This window comes from Halolamina sp. (assembly GCF_036626355.1).
Taxonomy (GTDB): Archaea; Halobacteriota; Halobacteria; order Halobacteriales; family Haloferacaceae; genus Halolamina.
The window spans coordinates 18784-38878 of the sequence record NZ_JAZKRY010000002.1; the positions used below are offsets into that span (position 1 = coordinate 18784).

Annotated in this window: 18 protein-coding genes and 2 tRNA genes; 11 read left to right on the plus strand and 9 right to left on the minus strand. The window is 63.5% G+C overall.

Annotation, left to right across the window (positions count from 1 at the left end):
• Positions 1-191: 191 nt before the first annotated feature.
• Positions 192-449 carry a hypothetical protein gene (locus V5A38_RS00475; RefSeq protein WP_332323777.1) on the plus strand — a complete coding sequence of 86 codons (258 nt, stop codon included), beginning with the start codon at positions 192-194 and terminating at the stop codon, positions 447-449.
• Positions 450-620: 171 nt separating this feature from the next.
• Here the strand turns inward: V5A38_RS00475 and V5A38_RS00480 are convergent, their stop codons facing one another.
• The 5 genes from V5A38_RS00480 to V5A38_RS00500 form a co-directional block, all read right to left on the minus strand.
• Positions 621-806 carry a hypothetical protein gene (locus V5A38_RS00480; RefSeq protein WP_332323778.1) on the minus strand — a complete coding sequence of 62 codons (186 nt, stop codon included), beginning with the start codon at positions 804-806 and terminating at the stop codon, positions 621-623.
• Between the two features lie 181 nt (positions 807-987).
• Complete coding sequence (locus V5A38_RS00485; RefSeq protein ID WP_332323779.1) at positions 988-2214, minus strand: Zn-dependent hydrolase; 1227 nt, start codon at positions 2212-2214, stop codon at positions 988-990.
• A 111-nt stretch (positions 2215-2325) separates the two neighbouring features.
• Positions 2326-2396 (minus strand) — tRNA-Gly (locus V5A38_RS00490).
• A 180-nt stretch (positions 2397-2576) separates the two neighbouring features.
• A complete protein-coding gene (locus V5A38_RS00495; RefSeq protein ID WP_332323780.1) occupies positions 2577-3608 on the minus strand; it encodes an NAD(P)/FAD-dependent oxidoreductase in 1032 nt (343 codons plus the stop codon).
• 96 nt (positions 3609-3704) lie between these two features.
• Complete coding sequence (locus V5A38_RS00500) at positions 3705-4679, minus strand: MBL fold metallo-hydrolase (RefSeq protein ID WP_332323781.1); 975 nt, start codon at positions 4677-4679, stop codon at positions 3705-3707.
• Positions 4680-4779: 100 nt separating this feature from the next.
• On the opposite strand from V5A38_RS00500, the gene V5A38_RS00505 reads away from it, so the two are divergent.
• Positions 4780-5991 (plus strand): DnaJ domain-containing protein, encoded by a 1212-nt coding sequence (locus tag V5A38_RS00505; protein ID WP_332323782.1) that lies wholly within the window; start codon positions 4780-4782, stop codon positions 5989-5991.
• A 43-nt stretch (positions 5992-6034) separates the two neighbouring features.
• Here the strand turns inward: V5A38_RS00505 and V5A38_RS00510 are convergent, their stop codons facing one another.
• A complete protein-coding gene (locus V5A38_RS00510) occupies positions 6035-6664 on the minus strand; it encodes a uracil-DNA glycosylase family protein (RefSeq protein ID WP_332323783.1) in 630 nt (209 codons plus the stop codon).
• Positions 6665-6805: 141 nt separating this feature from the next.
• Here V5A38_RS00510 and V5A38_RS00515 point away from each other — a divergent pair, with 141 nt between their 5' ends.
• On the plus strand, positions 6806-7306 hold the full coding sequence (locus V5A38_RS00515) for a DUF5797 family protein (protein WP_332323784.1): 501 nt from the start codon (positions 6806-6808) through the stop codon (positions 7304-7306).
• Here V5A38_RS00515 and V5A38_RS00520 read toward each other — a convergent pair.
• The 3 genes from V5A38_RS00520 to V5A38_RS00530 form a co-directional block, all read right to left on the minus strand.
• Positions 7303-8607, minus strand: a complete 1305-nt coding sequence (locus V5A38_RS00520) for an MFS transporter (RefSeq protein ID WP_332323785.1) — start codon at positions 8605-8607, stop codon at positions 7303-7305. The two genes, V5A38_RS00515 and V5A38_RS00520, sit on opposite strands and share 4 nt — an antisense overlap.
• A gap of 116 nt (positions 8608-8723) precedes the next feature.
• Positions 8724-9524: an HD domain-containing protein gene (locus tag V5A38_RS00525; protein ID WP_332323786.1), complete on the minus strand. Its 801-nt coding sequence runs from the start codon at positions 9522-9524 to the stop codon at positions 8724-8726.
• A 67-nt stretch (positions 9525-9591) separates the two neighbouring features.
• The gene (locus tag V5A38_RS00530) at positions 9592-10095 is read right to left on the minus strand and encodes a redoxin domain-containing protein (RefSeq protein ID WP_332323787.1); all 504 of its coding nucleotides are present in this window, start codon (positions 10093-10095) and stop codon (positions 9592-9594) included.
• 178 nt (positions 10096-10273) lie between these two features.
• On the opposite strand from V5A38_RS00530, the gene tatA reads away from it, so the two are divergent.
• From tatA to V5A38_RS00570, 8 genes are all read left to right on the plus strand, one after another.
• On the plus strand, positions 10274-10570 hold the full coding sequence (gene tatA, locus V5A38_RS00535) for a twin-arginine translocase TatA/TatE family subunit (RefSeq protein ID WP_332323788.1): 297 nt from the start codon (positions 10274-10276) through the stop codon (positions 10568-10570).
• Between the two features lie 41 nt (positions 10571-10611).
• Positions 10612-10684: transfer RNA gene (locus tag V5A38_RS00540), tRNA-Arg, on the plus strand.
• A 346-nt stretch (positions 10685-11030) separates the two neighbouring features.
• Complete coding sequence (locus V5A38_RS00545; protein ID WP_332323789.1) at positions 11031-14531, plus strand: ATPase, T2SS/T4P/T4SS family; 3501 nt, start codon at positions 11031-11033, stop codon at positions 14529-14531.
• A complete protein-coding gene (locus V5A38_RS00550; RefSeq protein WP_332323790.1) occupies positions 14532-16565 on the plus strand; it encodes a type II secretion system F family protein in 2034 nt (677 codons plus the stop codon).
• On the plus strand, positions 16562-17080 hold the full coding sequence (locus tag V5A38_RS00555) for a hypothetical protein (protein WP_332323791.1): 519 nt from the start codon (positions 16562-16564) through the stop codon (positions 17078-17080). Before V5A38_RS00550 ends, V5A38_RS00555 begins: the two co-directional genes overlap by 4 nt.
• Positions 17074-17718 (plus strand): hypothetical protein, encoded by a 645-nt coding sequence (locus V5A38_RS00560; protein WP_345786262.1) that lies wholly within the window; start codon positions 17074-17076, stop codon positions 17716-17718. Before V5A38_RS00555 ends, V5A38_RS00560 begins: the two co-directional genes overlap by 7 nt.
• Positions 17706-18692: a hypothetical protein gene (locus V5A38_RS00565; protein ID WP_332323792.1), complete on the plus strand. Its 987-nt coding sequence runs from the start codon at positions 17706-17708 to the stop codon at positions 18690-18692. The genes V5A38_RS00560 and V5A38_RS00565 overlap by 13 nt, the downstream gene beginning before the upstream one ends.
• On the plus strand, positions 18685-20088 hold the full coding sequence (locus V5A38_RS00570) for a hypothetical protein (RefSeq protein ID WP_332323793.1): 1404 nt from the start codon (positions 18685-18687) through the stop codon (positions 20086-20088). Before V5A38_RS00565 ends, V5A38_RS00570 begins: the two co-directional genes overlap by 8 nt.
• Positions 20089-20095 lie beyond the last annotated feature (7 nt).

Sequence of the window (20095 nt, forward strand, 5' to 3'; positions counted from 1 at the left end):
GTTCACGATCCGGCGGACGGCACGACGAATCAAGCCCTCAGAAACCAATGGACGGCGGATATAACTTTGGGCGGCACGCAGTTGTGTGAAAATTTGAGTGAAGCGAAACGCGCGCTCGATGGACACCATAGCCCGGGGACCGCTCGATATGTGGGACTACCTATATGTGGGTAGCCGTCACATACTGTTCTATGTCTGATGATACTCTGTGGATGCTCCCTGACGGGGCAGGACTGCGGTTCCAGCATCATAACGGGTTCGAGTACGTCGCAACGGTGGAGGACGGGGAGATCGTCGACCCGAACGGCGTGAAACGGTCACCGTCGGGTGCAGCCCGGGAGGTCGATAAGATCGTTCGACCGGATGATTGGCACGACGGCTGGAACGGCTGGGAGAAGTGGGAGTGGTTCTCCGGTGACGGCTGGGAGACCATCGACAATCTCAGATAGTTTTCAGCTTCAGTCCGCCGTTCGTCGGGCTTCGGTCGACGAGGTGCGTAGATGAACGGAGGGTATTCTGGGTTCGCCGAGCAGAAACTGGGGACTGTGCGGGCCTGGACGCACCGTGGATGGCAACCGCTCCTGGTCAGCACAACTGGCACCCCCGAAGTTTGTCCCGGATTACGTTATCATGATGCTTTCATCACCTTTCACCCCGACGATCCGTTTGATCCTGTCGCCTGGAATCCAGTGGCGTTCGATTTCGTCCTCGTCGTTTTCGACGTCGGCGATGACCCAGTCGCCGTGGATCTCGACGTCTTCGGCAGTCGTTGGGGACATTTCGTCCTTGAACTCGATTGTCGCCATGCCAGTTTGGAGATACCGTCCTCCGGAGGATATGCTTGGGGGCTGTTTTCATCGACTGGTCACCGAGAACCCAGAGTGCCGGGGTTCGATACGTCCCCCCAGTTCTCGTTCCGCTCTGTTTCCACCGCCGTGGCGGTTCCGGAGGTGTCCACATGCGCTGGGTCGAAACTTCGGGTCTTCCCTACTGGGTTGCCAGTTCGACGGTCACTGCCGCATAACAGTTGGCCGTCCTCACACAGTCGTCCCACTCCGTCAACTCGGCTTCGTTGTGGGTCTTCCCGTCGACCGACGGGGCGAACAGCATCGCCGTGGGGGCGATATCGTTGAGATGCTTCGCGTCGTGAGCCGCGCCGCTCGGCATCCGCTCGTGGGCGATTCCCTGGTCGTCGGCAACGCTTTCGATGACATCACAGACCGAATCATCGAACGCGGTCGATTCGATGCTCCAGACATCCTCAACCGAGGCGGTTGTCGAATGGCGCGAGCAGGCGTGCTCGACCTCCTGCTTTACTCTTGTGACCGCCTCCGCAACGACCGAATCATCGTCGGACCGCACGTCGACAGTAAACTCGGCTGTATCTGGGACGACGTTGATCGAGCCAGGGCCGATAGTGAACTCACCAACCGTCGACACAGCGTCAGCCGAGAGCCGGTTCGGTAACCGATTGATCTCGCTGACAGCATCGGCAGCGGTAGCCATGGCATCGGAGCGGGTGTGCATCGGTGTCGGTCCTGCATGGTCCGAGTCGCCAGTGATCGTCGCACGAAGCCAGGACATTCCGTAGACGCCTTCGACGATACCGAGTGTGTTGCCGTGCGCTTCGAGGGAGGGGCCCTGTTCGATGTGGAGTTCGATATGCGCGTGGATGTCGGACGGTCCGGCAGGATGGTCGCCGTCGTATCCGATCTCTCCGAGCGCTTCTTCGACAGTTGTGCCTTCGTCGTCGGTTAACCCAAGTGCTGTCTCGAGTTCGGTGTTGCCGGCGAAGACACTACTCCCGAGCAGCGCATTCTGGAAGCGAGAGCCCTCTTCGTTCGTCCAGTTCACGATCTCGATAGGGCGCTCCGTTTCGACACCCTCGTCGTCCAGTCCACGGAGCGTCTCCAGTGAAGCGAGGACTCCCAGTTGGCCGTCGAACCGCCCACCGTACGGCTGGGAATCGAGATGCGATCCGATCAAGACCGGGTCAGCAGTCGGATCCGTCCCGTCGCGGCGGCCGAAGATGTTCCCGATTCGGTCGATTCTCACGTCCAGGCCGAGCGCTTCGAGGTCGTCGACGAACGTATCGCGGGCGCGCTTGTCCGCCTCCGTGAGCGTGAGGCGGTGCAGTCCACCGTTCGCAGTTGCACCGATACGCGAGTAGTTCTCGAAGGACTCACGGAACCGCTCCCTGTCTATCGTTACCATGGATGCGAGAGGCCGGGACGGAACTTAATCCCTGCCACGCTGTCGAGCATGGCTGGGTCTGGAGAACTGCGTCTCGATCACGGAATTGCAACACAGAGCGACGCCGACAAATGCACCGGCCGGGATTTGAACCCGGGCCATGAGCTTGGAAGGCTCAGGTCCTGCCACTAGACCACCGGTGCCTGCTTTTCTGTTTCGGATGCAGGGATAAGGGCGTTCCCCTTCACGAGAGTTCAAATAGGGGGCCGGAACCACACCGCGTGTGACCTGACCACTGCCGTCGACGGGACAGCGAGTGTGCGGCACGTCCGTCGGCGAGAACGTCGCGTCGCCTGTTCACTATTCCGGCACGAGTCGGCGGCTCAGTCGTCGTCCGCAGCCGCCTCAGGCGCCTCCCCGTGGCGCGCCGCAGCCGCCTTCCGCAGGCCGTCGGAGATGGCCGGCGTCGTCTCGGGGTCGACCGTCTCACCGTCGAGCTCCGCCAGCGACTTGGGGAACTCCCGGAGGTCGTAGTGGATGGCGATACCTGCCTTCGCGCCCTGGCCCATCGCGACGGGAATCTGGTTGTGGCCCGGCACCAGATCGCCGACGGCGAACACGCCCTCCACGGAGGTGTGCCCGTTGTCTTCAACTTTGACGTTCCCCTCGTCAGTGCGCTTGACGCCGAGAATATCCGCGAGTTCGGCGTGATAGTCCGAGCCGTACATCGGGAAGCCACCCTTGTACTCCCGGGTGGTGCCGTCCTCGAACTCGAAGGACTCCAGCCAGCCGTCGTCCTTGCGGTTCATCCCCGTAATCTCCGACTCGATGATGTCGACCGGGTGAGCCCGAAGCTGCTCGTCGGTGGTCTCGCTCCATTCCGGATTATCTCCGCGGAGCAGCAGGTCCACCTCGTTGGTGAAGTTGAGCATGATCATCGCGACGTGGGCGGCGCTCTCGCCGGTGCCCATCACGTACACTGATTCGTCGATGAACATGTAGGCGTCACAGTGCAGACAGTAGTGGAGCCCGCGACCCGTTCGGGGGAGGGGCGGATCCGGATGCTCGTCGGAGAACCCGGTTGCGAGAACGACCCGCTCTGCGGTGTAGCTGTCCTCGCCAACGTCGAGTTCGAACGAGCCCGCGGAGCCGTGGATATCGGTGACAAACCCGCGGACGGTGTCGGCGCCGTAGCTCTCGACCTGCGCTTTGGCGGTTGCAAGCAGCTCCTTCCCCGAGGTCTCCTCGGTGATTCCGATGACGTTGTGGGTGTCCTGCATCATCGCCGCGCGGCCGCCGCCGCGGTCGATGAGCACGGTTTCGTGTCCAAGTCTGGTCGTATACAATGCAGTCGTTAGTCCGGCAGGACCCCCGCCCACAACGGCGACCTGATACTCCGGGTCGGCTTCACTCATCGGGGAAACGTACCATCTCCCCACGTATAAACGCATTACTTGCGTGCACTCCCCGCACGAATCCGCCGGCGCTGAGAATCGGCGGCTCGCGGGCGGTTATCGCTCCGGAAACAGCCCGGACACGTCCGGATCGTCGTCGATAAGCCGATACTCGTTGACATCTCGTTCGACGACGCCATGGCGCTCCAGGTGGTCGAGATGGGCGTACGCTTCGCCCGGGCCATGGAGGATGTGGATGGTCGCCAACTCGCCGAACAGGTGGTGGCTAACGGTCCAGGCGGTGCAGGCGTCGTGGCGGTCGAGCACGTCGATGACCCTCCCAGTGCGCTCGCGGTGGTGGTCCAGAATCTCCCTGGCGCGTCCGGCGGGGTCGTCGATGGTGTTTCGGTGGCCGGGATGGGCGCAGTCCCAGTCCCGCTCGATAATCTCTCCGAGGCTGTCGACGTATTTCGTCAGCGGCGCCTCCACCCGAACGTCAGCGCCACCGACGTTGGGTGTGTATCTCGGGAGTATCGCGTCACCGACGAACGCCTGACGCTCACCCGCGCGCTCCACGGCGAAGGCTGTCAGGCCCAACGCGTGGCCAGGGAGGTGGATCGCTTCCATGGTCAGTCCGTTGACTTCGAACCGGTCACCGTCCGTGACGGGCGTCACGTCGACGGTCCCACCACGCAGGTCGGCATGGCCTTCGAGAAACCCCAGTAGTTCCTCGCGCGGACCGTCCGGAATCTGCCATTCCTCGAACGTCTCCTGTTGGCGGGTTCGCTCCTCGATGAGGGACTCCTCGTCGCCGGCGACAAGCGGTGCATCGGCCTCGTGAACGTGGACGGTCGCGCCGCTCTCCTCCTGAATGTGGCCGGCGAGACCCGCGTGGTCGTAGTGCCAGTGGGTGAGAAACACGCGATCTACGTCGGCGAACTCGAGTCCCAGGTCTTCGAGCCCCTCGGCGAGTTCGGTCCGCGTCTGCTCCGTGTCGACGCCGGAGTCGACGAGGACGGTCTCCTCGCCCCGGAGGACGTAGACGTTGTTCAGCCCCTCGAAGACGGTGTTCCCCAAGCGAATACGCTCCATACCCAGACTGCTCGGCGCCCGAACAAGAGGGTTCGCACTTCCGGAACTGGCGCTCGGTGGCGGTAGATTCAAACCGCAACTCTCTGTACGGGTGTGTACAATGCCGACGGACTTCTATGACGTCCTCGGTGCCACCGCTGACGCCTCCTCCAAAGAGCTGAAGCGCGCCTACCGCGCTCAGGTCCGGGAGTACCACCCGGACGTGAACGATCACCCGGAGGGTGACGAACAGTTCAAGCTGATCCGCAAAGCCCACGACGTGCTCTCGAACTCGGCCGAACGGAAGGATTACGACCGAATGGGTCACCGTGAGTACGCCGACAAACGGCTCGACGACCTCCCGCCGCTCTCGGTGTTCCCGGAGGCCGAGGACGGGGGACCGGCCGAGCCGGCCTCGGAGACGACTGTCGATAGCGCAGACTCCGTTCACTCCGACGGGGAATCCACTGAGGGCAGTGGCGGCGCTTCAGCAAGCCGCTCACCCAGCACGAGCACGTCATCGAGCAGTCGGTCGTCCAGAAATCGGTCGAGCAACAGCTCCCGGTCGTCAGGGGGGAGCCAATCGCGGTCCACGCAATCTTCGAGCAGCAGTCGATCGACGGGCGGTAGCCAGTCGAACTCGCACAGCCGGTCAACCCGGAACAGCCGATACACGGGTCGTAGCACGTCGACGAGGAGCGGTGCATCCACGAACAGCACTCAGAGCCAATCTACCGGGCGCTCGCGAGGGACCAGCTCTACTGGCGCCGATCGCTCGGACAGCTCGTGGGACGACGTAACCGAGCAAACAGCCCGCGCCGGCGCATCACGGTCGTCGACGACAGCCGCGGCGGCTCGGCGACGTCGCGGTCTGGGGCGCTGGTACGGCATCGTCCTCCTCTCGCTGCTCGCCTACGTTGCGGGCATCGGGACGTACGCAGCCCCGCACGGGGAGTCGCTCAGAGGGTTGGGAACCGGGCTGGCGACCAGTCCTGTCCCGACACTGAGTGCCGGGTTCCCGCTCCCCTCGCCCAGTACATACGTTCTCGGGACGGCTACCGCGGCGGCTTCCGGTGAGCCCGGTGTTGGCCTTCTCTTCCTCGTCGGGGCGGTCGCGCTCCCGCTTGTGGTGCTGACAGCTGTCGCGCAGTTCGGACAGGGGAGCGCCTGGATCTACGCCCTGGCATCGCTCGGCCCGGTGGTTCCGCTCGCGGTCGAGCGCGTGGCCGCGCTCCCGACAGTGGTCGCATTGATCGGGCTGGTCGTGCTCCCGCTGGTCAGTGGACTCGCCTTCCTGATCGATGTGGGTCGGTATCTCTACGCGACCCGGTGAGTACGCGCTGGTCACGCAGTTTCTGGGGGAACCGTCGCCGACGCTACCGAACGTGGTAGGGGTCGCCGCCTGGGAGAAACCGCCCGAGATCCGTCTCTCTCCGGAAATCAGTCGACTGGAGGTCGAGCAGGGCCTCGACGAGTCGTTCGTCGTCGCCGTCCTGCCAGTCGGCCGGGTCCGCGATGGGGAGGACCAACCAGCCGCTTCCACGCAACTCCTCACCGTGGAGTCGGGACATCTCGACATCGGTTTTGTGTGCCTGAGCAGTGTACTCTTCGAGAACGTGGCGCGTCGCGCGCTCGCCGACGGGAAGCAGCACGTGAGCAGCGATGGCCCGTAGCTCAGCGTCGAAGAACCGTTCCAGTTCGCGGTAGTCGCCAGCGGTTGGCGCCCCGTCGGGAACGCACATATGGAGATACGAGAGGAACGTCCGGTCGGTTTCGGGTCTGTCGCCACCGTTGTCGAGCAGCCCCGCGTTCTGGAGCGCTGTCTGCAGTCGTTCAGCGTCGGCGGTTCCGGTGAACGGGACACCAGTGGTCGTGCCACCGTGGACGCCTGGGTGGTCGCCGATGACGTGGAAATCGGCGTTGGCGTCCCCGTACCCGGGGACGAACCGCTCGCAGTCCGGCTCCATCCCGAATGGGTTGCGAACCCGGTCGGTGACGTTTCGCACAGATGGATGGAGGGGGTCGTCAGGCTTAGCTGCCGTGGTTCGGCCCGCAGTCCTGGAGTGGCGACAGAGCTGAGTTGGTATCGCCGGACAGCGGGACCGCCATCGGAATAGCCAAAAGCGCGCGACCCACAGCCAGTGGTAATGGGTCTGGATGAGGAGGCCAGAGAGCGCCTCGCGGATATCGTCACGCTCCAGCCGACGAAGAACAAGGAGCTACAGGACCGCTGGGGGATGGAGTCGGGAAGCGAGGTCCACCAGTATCTGGAACACGTGCTGGGGGAGTACTACTACCGCGACGACGACAGTCTCATCCGCGCGACGGAGAAGGGTGTCGACCTCGTCGACGTGGAGCCGAGCGTGCCCCCAGAGGAGGAGGGCGGGCTCCCCGAGATGATTCGGGTTCCGACCCTGCACGCACAGGTCCTCGACGTGCTCGGCGGGCCAGAGGAGCGCTCCGAAAGCGTCGTGAGCGTGCTTGGGAAGCTTCGCGAGGAGCTCGATATCGACCCGGACGTGGATGAGGTGCGGAGCGCACTCCAGAGTCTCCGGCGCAAGAGCGTGGTCGAGGTGGAGTACCGAACCGTGCCGACGTTCCGGCTGGCGGTGGAGCGCGACGCGTTCGAGGTCCAGACTATCGATTAATCGGTTAGCGCCGCATCGACGGCGTCCGGTTCGTCCGAGAGCGTGTAGGTGAGCCAGAACAGCCCCGTCGCGAAGATGATGAACACCGAGGCGGTGAGGAACGCTTCCGTGGTCCCGACGTAATCCTTGATCAGGCCGACGCCGAGGGGGCCCGCAGTCTGGCCGATCTTCCACGAGAGAGAGCGCAGCGACATCGCACTGGCGACGGAGTCGTACTTCTCGCCCTCTTCGACGAACAGCGCCATGCTGGCTGGGAGGCGGATCGAGTCGGCGATCCCGAGAACACTGTACGCCCCGAAGAGAACGAGGAACCCGCCACCGAGGAGCTGTCCCTCCCCGAGGAGTTCGAAGTAGAACTGCCCGAAGTACTCCTCTGCCGGAACCGATAGCGGGATCAGGGCGACACCCAGCCCGTACATGAGCGCACCGACGGCAACGAAGCGCGGACGGTTGCCGATTCGGTCGGTCAGGTCACCGATATACCCTTGTAACAGGGATTTCGTCAGTTTTCCACCGGCCAGAATCCAGCCGATCGCGAAGGCGTCGATACCGAACTCCTTCCGGGCGAGAATTGGGAGGAAGATGATGACCGCCATCTTGCCGACGGAGAACGCCAGCCGGAAGAACACCAGCGCCCGCAGCATCGGGAGGTTGTACAGGTTCTTGAGCGCCTTCAGCCCGGACTCGGCGCCGGGGTTGTTGACGCCGCCGCCCGGGTCGTCTCGGAGGGAGGTGTAGACCAGCGCGAACGCGATGATGGTCACGAGGGCGAGGATAGCGAACACGACTCGCGATTGGAGCGGGTCGTAGACCGTGAGGAGATAGCCGCCGACTACGTCACCGGCCAGCGAGGAGAACGCGGCGACCTGGTTGTAGGAACCGAGCCAGCGGCCGCTCTCGTCCTCGGGCGAGATCTGACCGACGACGGTGGAGCCCGTTATCCAGAGGATGCTCGCCCCGATACCCTGCAGCATCCGGATGAGAACAACGTCGACAGCGTTACTGACGAACATGTAGCCGACGAACACTGCAATGTTGACGAGCAGGCCACCGAGCAGCCAGTGTTTGGCGTTGCCGGTGTCGATTTTCCGCCCGAGTGGGAGGACGATGAACAGTTGGACCAGTGCGAACGCCGTTCCCCACAGCCCTTCGATGAACCCGGTGGTGTTGAACGCGTCCGCGTAGAGCGCGAGCGCGATGATGATCGTCGAGTACGCCTGACTTCTGGCGAACGCCGTTCCCGCGAGCGAGAGGAACTCTCTGTCCCGGAGTAGTGCAACCGAGTTGCCGACGCGGGCCACAGTTGCGTTGCCGAACGACCCACCGGCGGATAAATGAACCCATCCCCCGAGCGGCTTACTGGTTTCGGACGTGAATCGGTACCGCGCTCAGCCGGGGACGAAACAGGGGCGAGCCGCTACAGTTCGATGCGCTCGACGAGGTTATCGTCGCTTTTCCGATTAATCGCAACGATGCGGACGTGGTCTTCGATCATCGAGTCCCGGAGCTTCGCCTTGAGCAGGTTATCGACCTGGTAGACGCCGGCGGCGTTGACCATCTCGATTTCGACCAGCACCGGGCGGTCCTCGCCGGGATCCAGCCCGACGTTGCGGATGGCCTGACTCGAGAGCGTGTTGATGCCGCGTCCGCCCTCCTCGTACGGGATTCGCGATCGCCCGTGTTCCATATCGAGGGCGTCTGCGACGCGGATGACGCCCGCCTCTCGGGTCAGTGGCGTCTCTGGGGTGTGGTGACAGAGAATGGCGTGGAGCACCTCTGATTTCACGCGGATGCGTTCTGCGGTCCCGTAGAACCTGTCCAGAAAGGAATCGAGGAGGTCCGCCGCGAGCGGGATGGAGTAGTATGGGTGGTCCTCCCTGTGGACGACGTGCCCGATGTCGTGAAGCGTCGCCGCCAGCGCGAGGATCACCGGTTCGTCGGCTTCGTCGAGGCCCTGCTCTCGCGCGCCGTTGAACACCACGTTGTCCGCTTTCAGCAGTTCGTACAGCCGGAGCGCGCGGTTCCGCACGATTTCGATGTGTTTGGTGCCGTGGTCGTTGTACCCCATCCGCATCACCGGGTTGACGTTCTGTGCCTCCAGATACGCCGTCACCTCGGGGTCGTCGAGGAGTTCAGGCAACACCTGGTTCAGCCGCTCGTCGGGGAACGCGTGTCGGGCCTCCGGGTCGTACAGGTACTCCGTCCGTTCCGTCGCCATACGCTCACAAACTCACGGCGTCGGGAAAAGGCCGCCGGGGTGAAATCTCGAACCCGGTTCAGCCCGCTCAGTCCCCTGCAACCTCCTCGACGCTCGTAGAGACGGCGTCGTAATCCGGCTCCTGCCCTGGGTGTTCGGCGAGCCAGCGATAGCGAACGACGCCGTCGCCGTCGACGACGAACACGGAACGGCGGGCGATGCCGTCGATACGTAGCCGTTCGTACGTCGTTCGAACGCCGTAGGCCGAACAGATCGAGGCGTCGTTGTCGGCCACGAGCGGGAAGGGGAGCGACTCCTGCTCGCGGAACTCCGCGAGCGCCCACGGGAGGTCGGTGCTGATGCCGAGTACGGCGGCGTCACTCTCTTTCAGCGGGCCGAATCGGTCGCGGAACGTACAGAGCTCGGTGGTGCACGTGCCCGAGAACGCGGCCGGGAAGAACGCGAGTACGATCGGCGCGTCCGGAAGATAGTCGGTCAGTGATTGGTGGGCAAGACCGTCCTCGTCGGCGACCGGTGCGGTGAACGCCGGGGCATCGTCGTCGACGGCCGGTGGCTCGTTAGTGCGGGTCATACTCGCCACTGGATTCTCGGCGGCAAAAACACTCCTGATGCGCCATGGTTGGGCTCCTGTCGCTCACTCTCGGGCGTTCGACAGCGCTATGCGTCGTTTTTCGAGGTGTCGCTCCCGGTTTGGGACCCCCTGCGGTCCAAAAAGCCTATAGTCGCGACTGAGGAACTACCAGGTAGAGATGTCCCAGATTGTCCCGCTGTTCGGAGCAATTCCCGGGGGCCCGGAGATGCTCATCATTCTCCTGGTGCTCGTGCTGCTGTTCGGTGCGAACAAAATCCCCAAGCTTGCCCGGTCGACGGGGCAGGCAATGGGCGAGTTCCAGAAAGGTCGCCAGGAGCTAAACGAGGAGCTCGAAGATATGGGGGAAGCGCCGGAAACCAGCACGACCGAGTCGACCACGACCGAGTCGACGACGGAGTCCTCCGAGACGAGCGACGAGGCCGAGACCGAAACAGAAACTGAAAACACCGAGTAACGCACGCGGTTCTTTTGTGGCGGGGTCGTAAACGCGATACAGGGCGTGTGGCCTAGCGGACAGGGCGAGGGGTTCCTAACTCCTCGATCGTGGGTTCGAATCCCACCACGCCCGCTCATGTGTCGAGCGACGCGAGATCGTGAGCGCCGCGTGTGGGATCCGAAGCAGGGAGATCGCGCATAGCGAGCGTAAGCGAGCGAGCACCCTCACTCGCTCCGCTCGCGAGAGTCCCACCCCGCCTGTTTCGGCCCCAACCATCAGTCAACGGGGATAAATGAGTGGTTAATCGATACGTTGTACGAGCGCAGCCGGGGTACTCGGAATATTCACTGGCGGCGTGATGCGAGAACAAGCGTAGGGGGCGCCTATTCCCTGTTGAGTAACTGTAGGCGGGCCAGTTCTACAGTTTGATAATCCGGGGGGGAGTCTTTTTGGGTGCGGCGGTAATTCTCCGATATCAATGGCTACCGACGATGCCGATCCCGCGCCGAGCCAACTCGAGGGGGAGGTCCAGGAAGCTCCCACCGAGGAGCGTTCCGCGGCAGTAGTCGGTGAATATACGTGGGACGATTTCCTCCGCGAGCACGGGGAATCGACCGCTGCCGAGCGACTCTACGAACGGTTCAACGAGGCGCCCGGCAGCGAACGCTGGGGAGAGACCGACACGACGCTTGGTCGGGAAGATTGGGACCGAACCAGTATCGAGCCGGCGGAGTATCTCGGCTTCCCCCCGTGGGAGCTCGAAGCGCGCCTCGGCGCCGCCCATCACGTCGCCGAGACGATCACCGAGAGCTCGTCGCTGGTCGGCTACGAGCAGACGCCCGTGATCAAGGATATCTACGGCTGGGAGGATTACAAGCGGGAGTACTTCTACACTGAGGAGGGTGAACAGCCGACCGACGATGAGGGCGAAGCTGAGGAGTTCGACGCCGGCGAGGCACTCGGGTTCGATCCGGAGACGCTGGGTTCGGTGATGGCAGACCACGAGCGAGCCGGCAAGGAGCTCACGGAACTGATTGACGAGCGGACTGTCGATGTCAACGAAGACGTCGACGAGGATGCATTCTTCTCCGACGAAGAGGGCCGGACCACCGTCGTGAACCGCTACGACCTGGAGAAGACGGTGCCGATGGCGAAGAAGCTGCATTTCCGTGAGGAGGACCGCTACTGGGTGAACGAGCCGTACTCCTTCGTCGTCATCTTCCACTCCACCAAGGAGAACGAGAAGAAGTACTACGTCGTCCAGCCGCATCTGAACGAGATCGAAAAGCAGCTCCAGGAGTATCTCTCGGACAAGCTGCGCGCCGCGATCAAGTACGAGCAGGAGGGAGAGGAAGCCGGCGACGAGGAGCACCGCCGCTCGATTATCGAGAACCAGACCCGGGAGCTGCTGGATCGCTATGACCTCTACGAGGAGCCCAAGGACCGATGGGCCGGAGGGCTCGGCAACAAACTCGCCAAGCGGTTCGATCTGGATCCGAACAGTGGGCTCTCGGGCCGACTCGTCGATGCGCTTGGCTACGAAGCGCCTCTCACCGGCGTGCGCAATCTGGAGGGTATCGCCGCCCGACCCGAGCCGGTGCTCGTCGAGGAGGACGCCGACACGCTGAACGAGTACCAGGTCGAGAAGCTGCTATATTTCCTCGAACGGAACTTCATCGGCTACGAGCGTATCGACGGCATCAAACACGACATCAACGTCGAGGACATCTCGTGTGACGGCTACAACTCCCCGGTGTTCGTCTATCACTCCGACTACGAGCAGATCATCACCAACATCTACCACGGGGAGACCGAACTCGACAACTTCGTCGTGAAGCTGGCCCAGCGGTCGGGGAAGGGGATCTCCAAACGCCGACCGCAGGTTGACGCGACGCTGCCAGACGGTTCGCGAGCCCAGCTAACGCTCGGCCGAGAGGTGTCGGACCACGGGACGAACTACACCATCCGACAGTTCAAGGACGTCCCGTTCACGCCGGTGGACCTCATCAACTGGAAGACGTTCAGTCTGGACGAGGTGGCGTTCCTCTGGCTCTGTATCGAGAACCACAAATCGCTCATCTTCGCCGGCGGGACGGCATCCGGGAAGACCACCTCCCTGAACGCGGTGTCGCTGTTCATCCCGTCGAACACGAAAATCGTCTCTATCGAGGACACCCGCGAGGTCGAACTCCCCCAACGCAACTGGATCGCGTCGGTCACCCGACCGTCGTTCAGCGACGACGACAAGGGTGACGTCGACGAGTTCGACCTGCTGGAGGCCGCACTGCGACAGCGCCCTGACTACATCGTGATGGGCGAGGTGCGCGGGGAGGAGGGCCGTGACCTGTTCCAGGTGATGTCGACGGGCCACACCTCCTACTCGACGTTCCACGCCGACAACGTCGGAGAGGTGCTCAAACGGTTCACCACCGAGCCGATCAACGTCTCGAAGACGATGTTCACGGCGCTGGATCTCGTCTCCGTCCAGACGTCGACGCGGGTGAAAGGGCGGAAAGTCCGTCGAAACAAATCCCTCACCGAAATCAACCATTACGACGCCGAGAACGACGAGATCAACGTCCAGGACGTCTACCAGTGGCAGGCAGAGACGGACGAGTTCCTCAAAATGGGGGACTCCAACACGCTGGACGACATCATGTTCGACCGCGGGTGGAACCGCGAGCGCCTCGACGAGGAGATTTTCAAGCGGCAGGTGGTGCTCGCCTACCTCATCGACAAGGGGCTGAACACGTACACGCAGGTCGCGGCGACGTTCCAGGCGTTCATCAACGATCCCGAAACCATCCTCACGCTGATGGCCAACGAGGGCCTGGAGTCCTCCCTCGAGGACCTCCGGGAGATGGAGTCGGTCCACATCGACATCGATCCGGATAAGGAGGCGATGGTCCCGCGGCCGGAACCGAGCGACGAGATCGCCGCCGAGGCCAGAGCGATTCTCGAACGTGCCGATGCGGAGCTCTTCGAGGACCTCCGCGGCGAGATTTCCGAGGGCGTCGCGGAAGCGCTGATCGATACCGAACCGCAGGACGATATCGAGGTCACGTCGGAGACAGCCGGCGAACTCCCGTCCGGCGGACCGGAGGCGGACAGGGGAGCCCAAGAACCGACAGTAGACGGGCGCAGCGACGGGGACGAACCAGCCCTTGACGAAGAGCCAACGCCCGCGCTTTCGGCGGGTGATTCGGCGGACCGTTCGGCGGACTCCGAGGAGTCGGCAGATATGATCCCGGGGGCGCCGGACGCGAACGAACAGGATGAGGATGATGATTCCGAGGACGTGGTCCTCGGTGAACCCGAAACAGCCGACGATGAGCCGGTAACCACTCTGGAGGAGGAGCCGACCGAATCTGCCGACGAGGACGCGGATGACGGGGCAGATGAGGAGCCAACTATCGGGGAACCCGTCGGGGAGTCTGACCCATCCGAGAGAGCACTGGCGTCGGAACCGGACCATGACTCCGGGAGTGACGACGTCGGTGAACGGGAGTGGGGAACCGAACCGGACACCGACGGCTCGGCGTCGGACGAGGAGATCGAAATCGACGAGCCAGAATGGTCGGATTCGGAGGCGGACGAGTCGGAGACTGCCCAGGAAGTGAGCGAGCTGTCCGACTCCGAACGCCAGTTCGGCGCCGCCGCCACCGATACCGAAGCCGGGGCCGACGGTGACGGCGGTTCGGACGACTCCGAGAGCATCCGTGACTCCGAACCGGATGCAGGCGCCGAAAGCCACGATGTCGCGGAACCGGACAGCAGCGGCCTGAGTCCGGAAGGCGGCGACGGTTCTGCGAACAGTGACGACGGCGAAGGCGACGGCGATACTGGCGAATTAGGCGGTATCTGGGGCTCCGTCGACGAGGACTGGGAGGATATCGCCCCCGAACTGGAGGCCGATGGCGACGGCGACACCGCGAAGGTGGACTCCCTGGGGGTAGATAGTGACGAGGAGGAGGAGTAGATGAGTTTGGATCTCAGTGACAACAGCCACGAGGCGGACCCGTTAGCCGACGCGTTCTACCCGCTGTTCTCACTGTTGTTCGACGACGAAGGCGATTTCGTCGCAGACATCGAGACGAAGCTCGAGGAAGCCCGGATGAACGAGATGGTGGAGCTCTACATCTCCCGTTCGCTCGCGGTGGGGGTCATCGTCGGGAGCCTGCTCTGGCTGCTCGGGAGTCTCATCGGCTGGGCGGTGTTCAACTTCGGGCTCATCACGCCGGAGAGCATCAGTCTCGGCATTCCAGCGGGGAGCGAGCAGACGGCGGAGATGCTGAAGCAGGCGACAGTGCCCGCGGCGATCCTCGTCTCGGGGCTCGTCTTCGGCAGCATCGGGTTCGGAATGGGCTTTGGCACACTGATGGTCGTCCCCTATTCGCAGGCCTCAGCCCGCGAACGGGCCATCAACATGCTGCTCTCCGATGCGGTTTCGTACATGTACGCGCTGTCGGTCGGCGGGCTGAACCAGCTGGAGATCCTGGAGGCGATGGCCGCCGCAGACGACACCTACGGCGAGGTCGCAAAGGAGTTCCAGAGCATCGTCAACGAGACGGAGTACTTCGGCACGGACTACCGGAACGCCGTGCGCAAACAGTCCCAGGAAACCCCCAGCGACGAACTTTCGCAGTTCCTCACGGACATGCTCTCCATCATCAACTCCGGGGGGGATATGGAGCAGTTCCTCTACGACAAGAAGGAAAAACACATGCGAACCGCCAAACAGCAACAGGAGATGACCCTGGAGACCCTGGAGCTGTTCGGGGAGATGTACATGACGCTCTCGCTGTTCCCGCTACTGCTCATCATCATTCTGGTCATCATGAGCATGCTGGGTGATCCCAAGACCGACCTCATCTACGGAACCATCTACGGGCTCATTCCGATCACCGGAGTCGGCTTTCTGGTGCTCATCTCGACAGTGAAACAGGACGAGCCCGGTGATGGCTACCTCTCGCCAAGCGACGGGAGCGAGCGCCTGGAGACCGCGTACAAAGAGGGGCTGGTCCACCTGGGGCTCATCGAGGCGTTCACCGGCCGGTTCAACATGTTCGACCGCATCAAATCCCGCGAGGGGAACTACAAAACTCGAGAGCTCCTCACATCCCCACAGACGTTCTTCCGGGATAACCCGCTGTTCACGCTGGCGATTGCGGTACCGACCGCGATGGTAGTTCTCGGCATGTTGTTCCTGGGCGAAGCTATCCCCACGTCGTGGAACGGGATGATCGCGAACCCCGTCTGGGGAACCTTCGCCTGGTTCTACATCCCCTCGTATATGATCTTCATCCCGCTCGCGTTCTTCTACGAGTGGAACCAGCGCAGCCGGAACGCCATCACCGGGAAGCTCTCCGAGAACCTCCGGAAGCTCTCCTCTGCCAACGACACCGGCCAGACGTTACTCGAGTCGATCAAAACCGTTTCCGACACCTCGACCGGACAGCTCGCGGAGGAGTTCGATGTGATGTACGCGAAGGTGAACTACGGGATGAGCCTGCGGGACGCGATGGTCGAGTTCAACAACAAATACCACATCCCGCGGCTGGCGCGGACCATCAAGCTCATCGCCGAGGCACAGGAGGCCTCCAGCCAGATTACGGACGTGCTCTCGACGGCCGCACAGTCCTCCGAGAACCAGGACGACATCGAGCGCGAGCGCATCTCCAGAACCCGGATGCAGGTCGCGATCATCCTGATGACGTATCTCACACTGCTGGCGGTGATGGCCATCCTGAAGACGCAGTTCCTCGACGTGATGGCCGGCCTGACCGAGCAGGCAAGCGGCGGTGGCGGGGGTGGCGGCGGCGGCGGAATGGCGTTCGGCGGGGGCATCGACGTCCAGTTGCTCTCGCTGCTGTTTTTCCACGCCGTCACCCTGCAGGCGCTACTCTCGGGATTCATCTCCGGCTACATTCGTGACGCCAAGATCATCTCGGGGGTGAAGTTCGTCGTCATTCTCCAGACGATCGCGCTTCTGGTCTGGGTGGTGGTGGCGTGAGCTCCCAGCGTAGGCGGGACTGGTTCGAAGCCAACGACCGCGGGCAGACAGTTCTCGATTTTGCCGTCGCCGTCGGTATCTTTTTCGTCGCGCTGGTGTTCGTGCTCGGGACGATTCCGGGCATCTTCGCGCCCTTCATCAGCGGCGGCAGTACCCAGGTTGCCGACCGGACCGCAACCTCACTCGCTGCCGATACCCTCGGTGTCCCCGACACGCCGTACGTGCTCAACGACACGTGCACGGAGGGGTTTTTCCGCCAACTGAACGGCAGTGGCCCAGCGCCGCTGAGCTGCCGGTTCGACACCAACGCGAGCGACCTCCACACGATGCTCGCGCTCGAGTCAGCCATCAACATCCGGGTGGAGATTCAGGACCCGGACGGGAGCGCGGCGACGATTGATGGGACCGCCCTCGTCGCAGGCGGCACGCTGCCGGAGCGCTCAACAGTTACGACGGCCAGACGGACCGTCGGACTCGAGGGCCAGAGTTACACGCTCGAGGTGCACGTATGGTGAGTGACCGGCCCGAGCGGTCGCGGACAGCCGACCGCTCCGAGGCGAGCCATCCAGAGCGGAGGCGTGGACAGGCCTACACACTGGAGGCAGTTGCGGCTGGCATGCTCCTGCTCGCAAGCGTGCTGTTCGCGCTGCAGGTGACCGCAGTGACGCCGCTGACGGGCAGCACCTCCAGCCAGCATATCGAGAACCAGCAGGCGTCCCTGGCAGAGGGGCTGCTCGCCTCCGAGGCGGAGAACGGCACGATCGTCCCGACGCTCCTCTACTGGAACGAGACCGGCTCGGGGTTCCACAACACCAGCCGGGGCGTCTACGAGAGGGCCGGCCCGCCGACGACGTTCGGCTCCGCGCTGAATCGGAGCCTGGCCGACCGCAACATCGTGTTCGACGTGAACCTGTTCTACGTCCGACCAAACGGTGAGCGCGAGTCTCGCCCGCTCGTCAATCTGGGGGACCCGTCGGACCATGCTTCGACGGCGAGTCGGTCGTTCACACTCTACGACGACGACCGGGTCCTCGCCGCCAACGGCACCGCACTGGGCTCGCTCGAGAACACGAGCTACTTCGCGTCTGACGCGGCGCCGAACAGCCGCGTCTACAACGTGGTGGAAGTTGAGGTGGTCGTATGGCGGATGTAAGTCGCCGTCGGCTCCGCGAGGCCGACCGGGCACAGCTCTTCCTGGTCGGCGCGCTGGCGCTCTCGGTCATCTTCGTGGTGCTCGCCGTGCTGCTCAACACTGCCATCTACACCGGGAACATCGCCACCCGGGACCCCGGACCGGGAACCGACGAGGTCGTCGAGTACGAGGGCGAGGCGGCGTCGGTGGCCGGCACCACCCTCACGACGGTGAACGACCGGAACAACAGTAGCTACGCCGAGCTCCGGTCGACGTACGGCAACACCATCGCCGTCTGGAGCGAAACGGCCAACGCACACAAAGTCGCTGACCTCGCCGACGCACACCTCTCGATCGTGACAACGAACAGGGGGTCGAAAATCGGCCAGGAGCAGCAGAACGGGTTCGTCAACGACACTGGCGGCGGGAACTGGACGGTCGCCAACGACACCGCCGCCCGCGCGTTCCGGATGAACGTAACCCAGTCCTCGCTGTTCGATACCACGAGTGGGGCTCTGAGCGAATCGTTCTACGTCGGGTTCAACGACAGCAGCGGTGAGTGGAAAGCGTACGTCTATCAGAACGGGGGGAGCAACGTTTCGGTCGACGTGATTTACCCGAACGGCACCCAGGTGGGCTCGACGTGCTCCGTCGACGCCGGCGCCAATGACCACGCGGTCATCGAACTCTCGTCAGCCCGTATCGGCGGACAGCCCTGTCCTGCGTTCACGAAGCTGTTCCGCGGGCTCTCGGCGCCCTACAACGTGACGTACACCAACGCGCTGGATAATTCCGCGAACGAGCAGATCGACGGCACCTACTCCGTCGTCGTCGATCGTCGGCTCACAAATCTCGAAACGGGCGCCGACGAGAACAGCGGTGAACCGTACGCCGCGCCGGCGCTCTACAGCGCCGACCTCCAAGTCACCTACCGGAGCTCGGTGGTCACCTACCGAACCAATCTGCGGGTCGCCCCGGAGGAGCCCGATGTCTAAGCGCACGCCGGGGGCAGGATGGAGCGTCCTGACCGACGAGCGCGGGGTGTCGACGACGCTTGGCTACTCACTGACGCTCGCAATCAGTGCGATCCTGATCACTGGGCTCCTCGCCGCCGGCGGCACCCTTGTCGAGGACCAGCGAGAGCGCATCGCGGATGAGGAACTCGGGGTGGCGGCCGAACAGCTTGCGAGCGGCCTCGGGGACGCCAACCGGCTCGCGGGCACCGACACCGACGGCGTCCTCCGAGTGACCGTCTGGCTCCCCGACCGTATCGCCGGCGGCGAGTACACTATGACGTTAGCGAACCAACCGACGGCTGACAACCAGCCAGCCAGAGGCACAATCGTCGCCGAGTCGCAGGCCGTCGACGTGACGGTGCAGCTCTCGCTCCGGACGAGTGTCCCGGTTGCGAACCGGACGGTTACCGGCGGGCCGATGATCGTCAGTCTTCGGGACGACGACGGCGACGGCGCCCGCGAGCTCGTGGTGAACGAGTCACGTGACATCGCCCCCGAGGAGCCCGAACCGACCGTCATGGCTCACGAGGAGGTGGTCTTCGCCGACAATAACACGAGCGAGCTATCCAGCATCGCGCCCGACGGAACCGTGACCCGCTACGGCGTCAAGGCCAGTGCCATCGGCCCGAAAGAGGTCGACCTCGACGGTGACGGAATCCGAGAGATTCCCTACGTCGACTGGTCCAACCGGCTGCGAATCGTCGACGCGTCAGGGGAGGTCCAGACGCTCGCAACCGACGCTGCCACGAGCCCGATCCAGAGCAGCTACGGCACGGTCGTCGCCATCGGCCAGTGGCGCGGGGAGAGCAGCGTCTTCTACCTGAACACCTCTGACGTCGGCCCGAACGGCGAGGCGACTATCTACCGCGTCGGCCTCGACGGTGACCAGCAGCAAGTACTCGCCAACAGTAACCCGGTGGAGGCGACCGCCATCGCTGGCACGGGCGACAGCAACGACGATGGCGATACGGATCTCGTGTTTGTCGGCCTCTCTGAGGGCATCCGTTTCATCGACAACGATACCGTCACCGACACCGGGGAGGACGCCGATGTGGACGGAGGCATCGGGATCGGCGCGCCGCGGCAGTTCGACACCGGGGAGGAAGACAGAATCCCGTTCGTGACGTCCAACGACGTGACGCTGTTGAGCTACGCCGGTGGCTCCGCATCGGAGACCGATCTCACCTCCGCTGGCGAGGCCGAACCGACGTCCGTCACCAGCATCGACTGGACCGCCGACGACGCGCTGGAGGTGGTGTACGTCGACGACACCGACGGCTCGCTCCACGTCGTCAGGCTCGGTGGCTCGACCGGAACGATCACCGACTCCGACGGCGACACGATATTCGTCGACACACGGGTGGGGACAGCATGAGCCGACT

Coding starts and splice junctions, on each gene's coding strand:
- V5A38_RS00475 (WP_332323777.1), top strand. CDS start 192: ATGTCTGATGATACTCTGTGGATGCTCCCTGACGGGGCAGGACTGCGG.
- V5A38_RS00480 (WP_332323778.1), bottom strand. CDS start 806: ATGGCGACAATCGAGTTCAAGGACGAAATGTCCCCAACGACTGCCGAA.
- V5A38_RS00485 (WP_332323779.1), bottom strand. CDS start 2,214: ATGGTAACGATAGACAGGGAGCGGTTCCGTGAGTCCTTCGAGAACTAC.
- V5A38_RS00495 (WP_332323780.1), bottom strand. CDS start 3,608: ATGAGTGAAGCCGACCCGGAGTATCAGGTCGCCGTTGTGGGCGGGGGT.
- V5A38_RS00500 (WP_332323781.1), bottom strand. CDS start 4,679: ATGGAGCGTATTCGCTTGGGGAACACCGTCTTCGAGGGGCTGAACAAC.
- V5A38_RS00505 (WP_332323782.1), top strand. CDS start 4,780: ATGCCGACGGACTTCTATGACGTCCTCGGTGCCACCGCTGACGCCTCC.
- V5A38_RS00515 (WP_332323784.1), top strand. CDS start 6,806: ATGGGTCTGGATGAGGAGGCCAGAGAGCGCCTCGCGGATATCGTCACG.
- V5A38_RS00525 (WP_332323786.1), bottom strand. CDS start 9,524: ATGGCGACGGAACGGACGGAGTACCTGTACGACCCGGAGGCCCGACAC.
- V5A38_RS00530 (WP_332323787.1), bottom strand. CDS start 10,095: ATGACCCGCACTAACGAGCCACCGGCCGTCGACGACGATGCCCCGGCG.
- tatA (WP_332323788.1), top strand. CDS start 10,274: ATGTCCCAGATTGTCCCGCTGTTCGGAGCAATTCCCGGGGGCCCGGAG.
- V5A38_RS00545 (WP_332323789.1), top strand. CDS start 11,031: ATGGCTACCGACGATGCCGATCCCGCGCCGAGCCAACTCGAGGGGGAG.
- V5A38_RS00550 (WP_332323790.1), top strand. CDS start 14,532: ATGAGTTTGGATCTCAGTGACAACAGCCACGAGGCGGACCCGTTAGCC.
- V5A38_RS00560 (WP_345786262.1), top strand. CDS start 17,074: ATGGTGAGTGACCGGCCCGAGCGGTCGCGGACAGCCGACCGCTCCGAG.
- V5A38_RS00565 (WP_332323792.1), top strand. CDS start 17,706: ATGGCGGATGTAAGTCGCCGTCGGCTCCGCGAGGCCGACCGGGCACAG.
- V5A38_RS00570 (WP_332323793.1), top strand. CDS start 18,685: ATGTCTAAGCGCACGCCGGGGGCAGGATGGAGCGTCCTGACCGACGAG.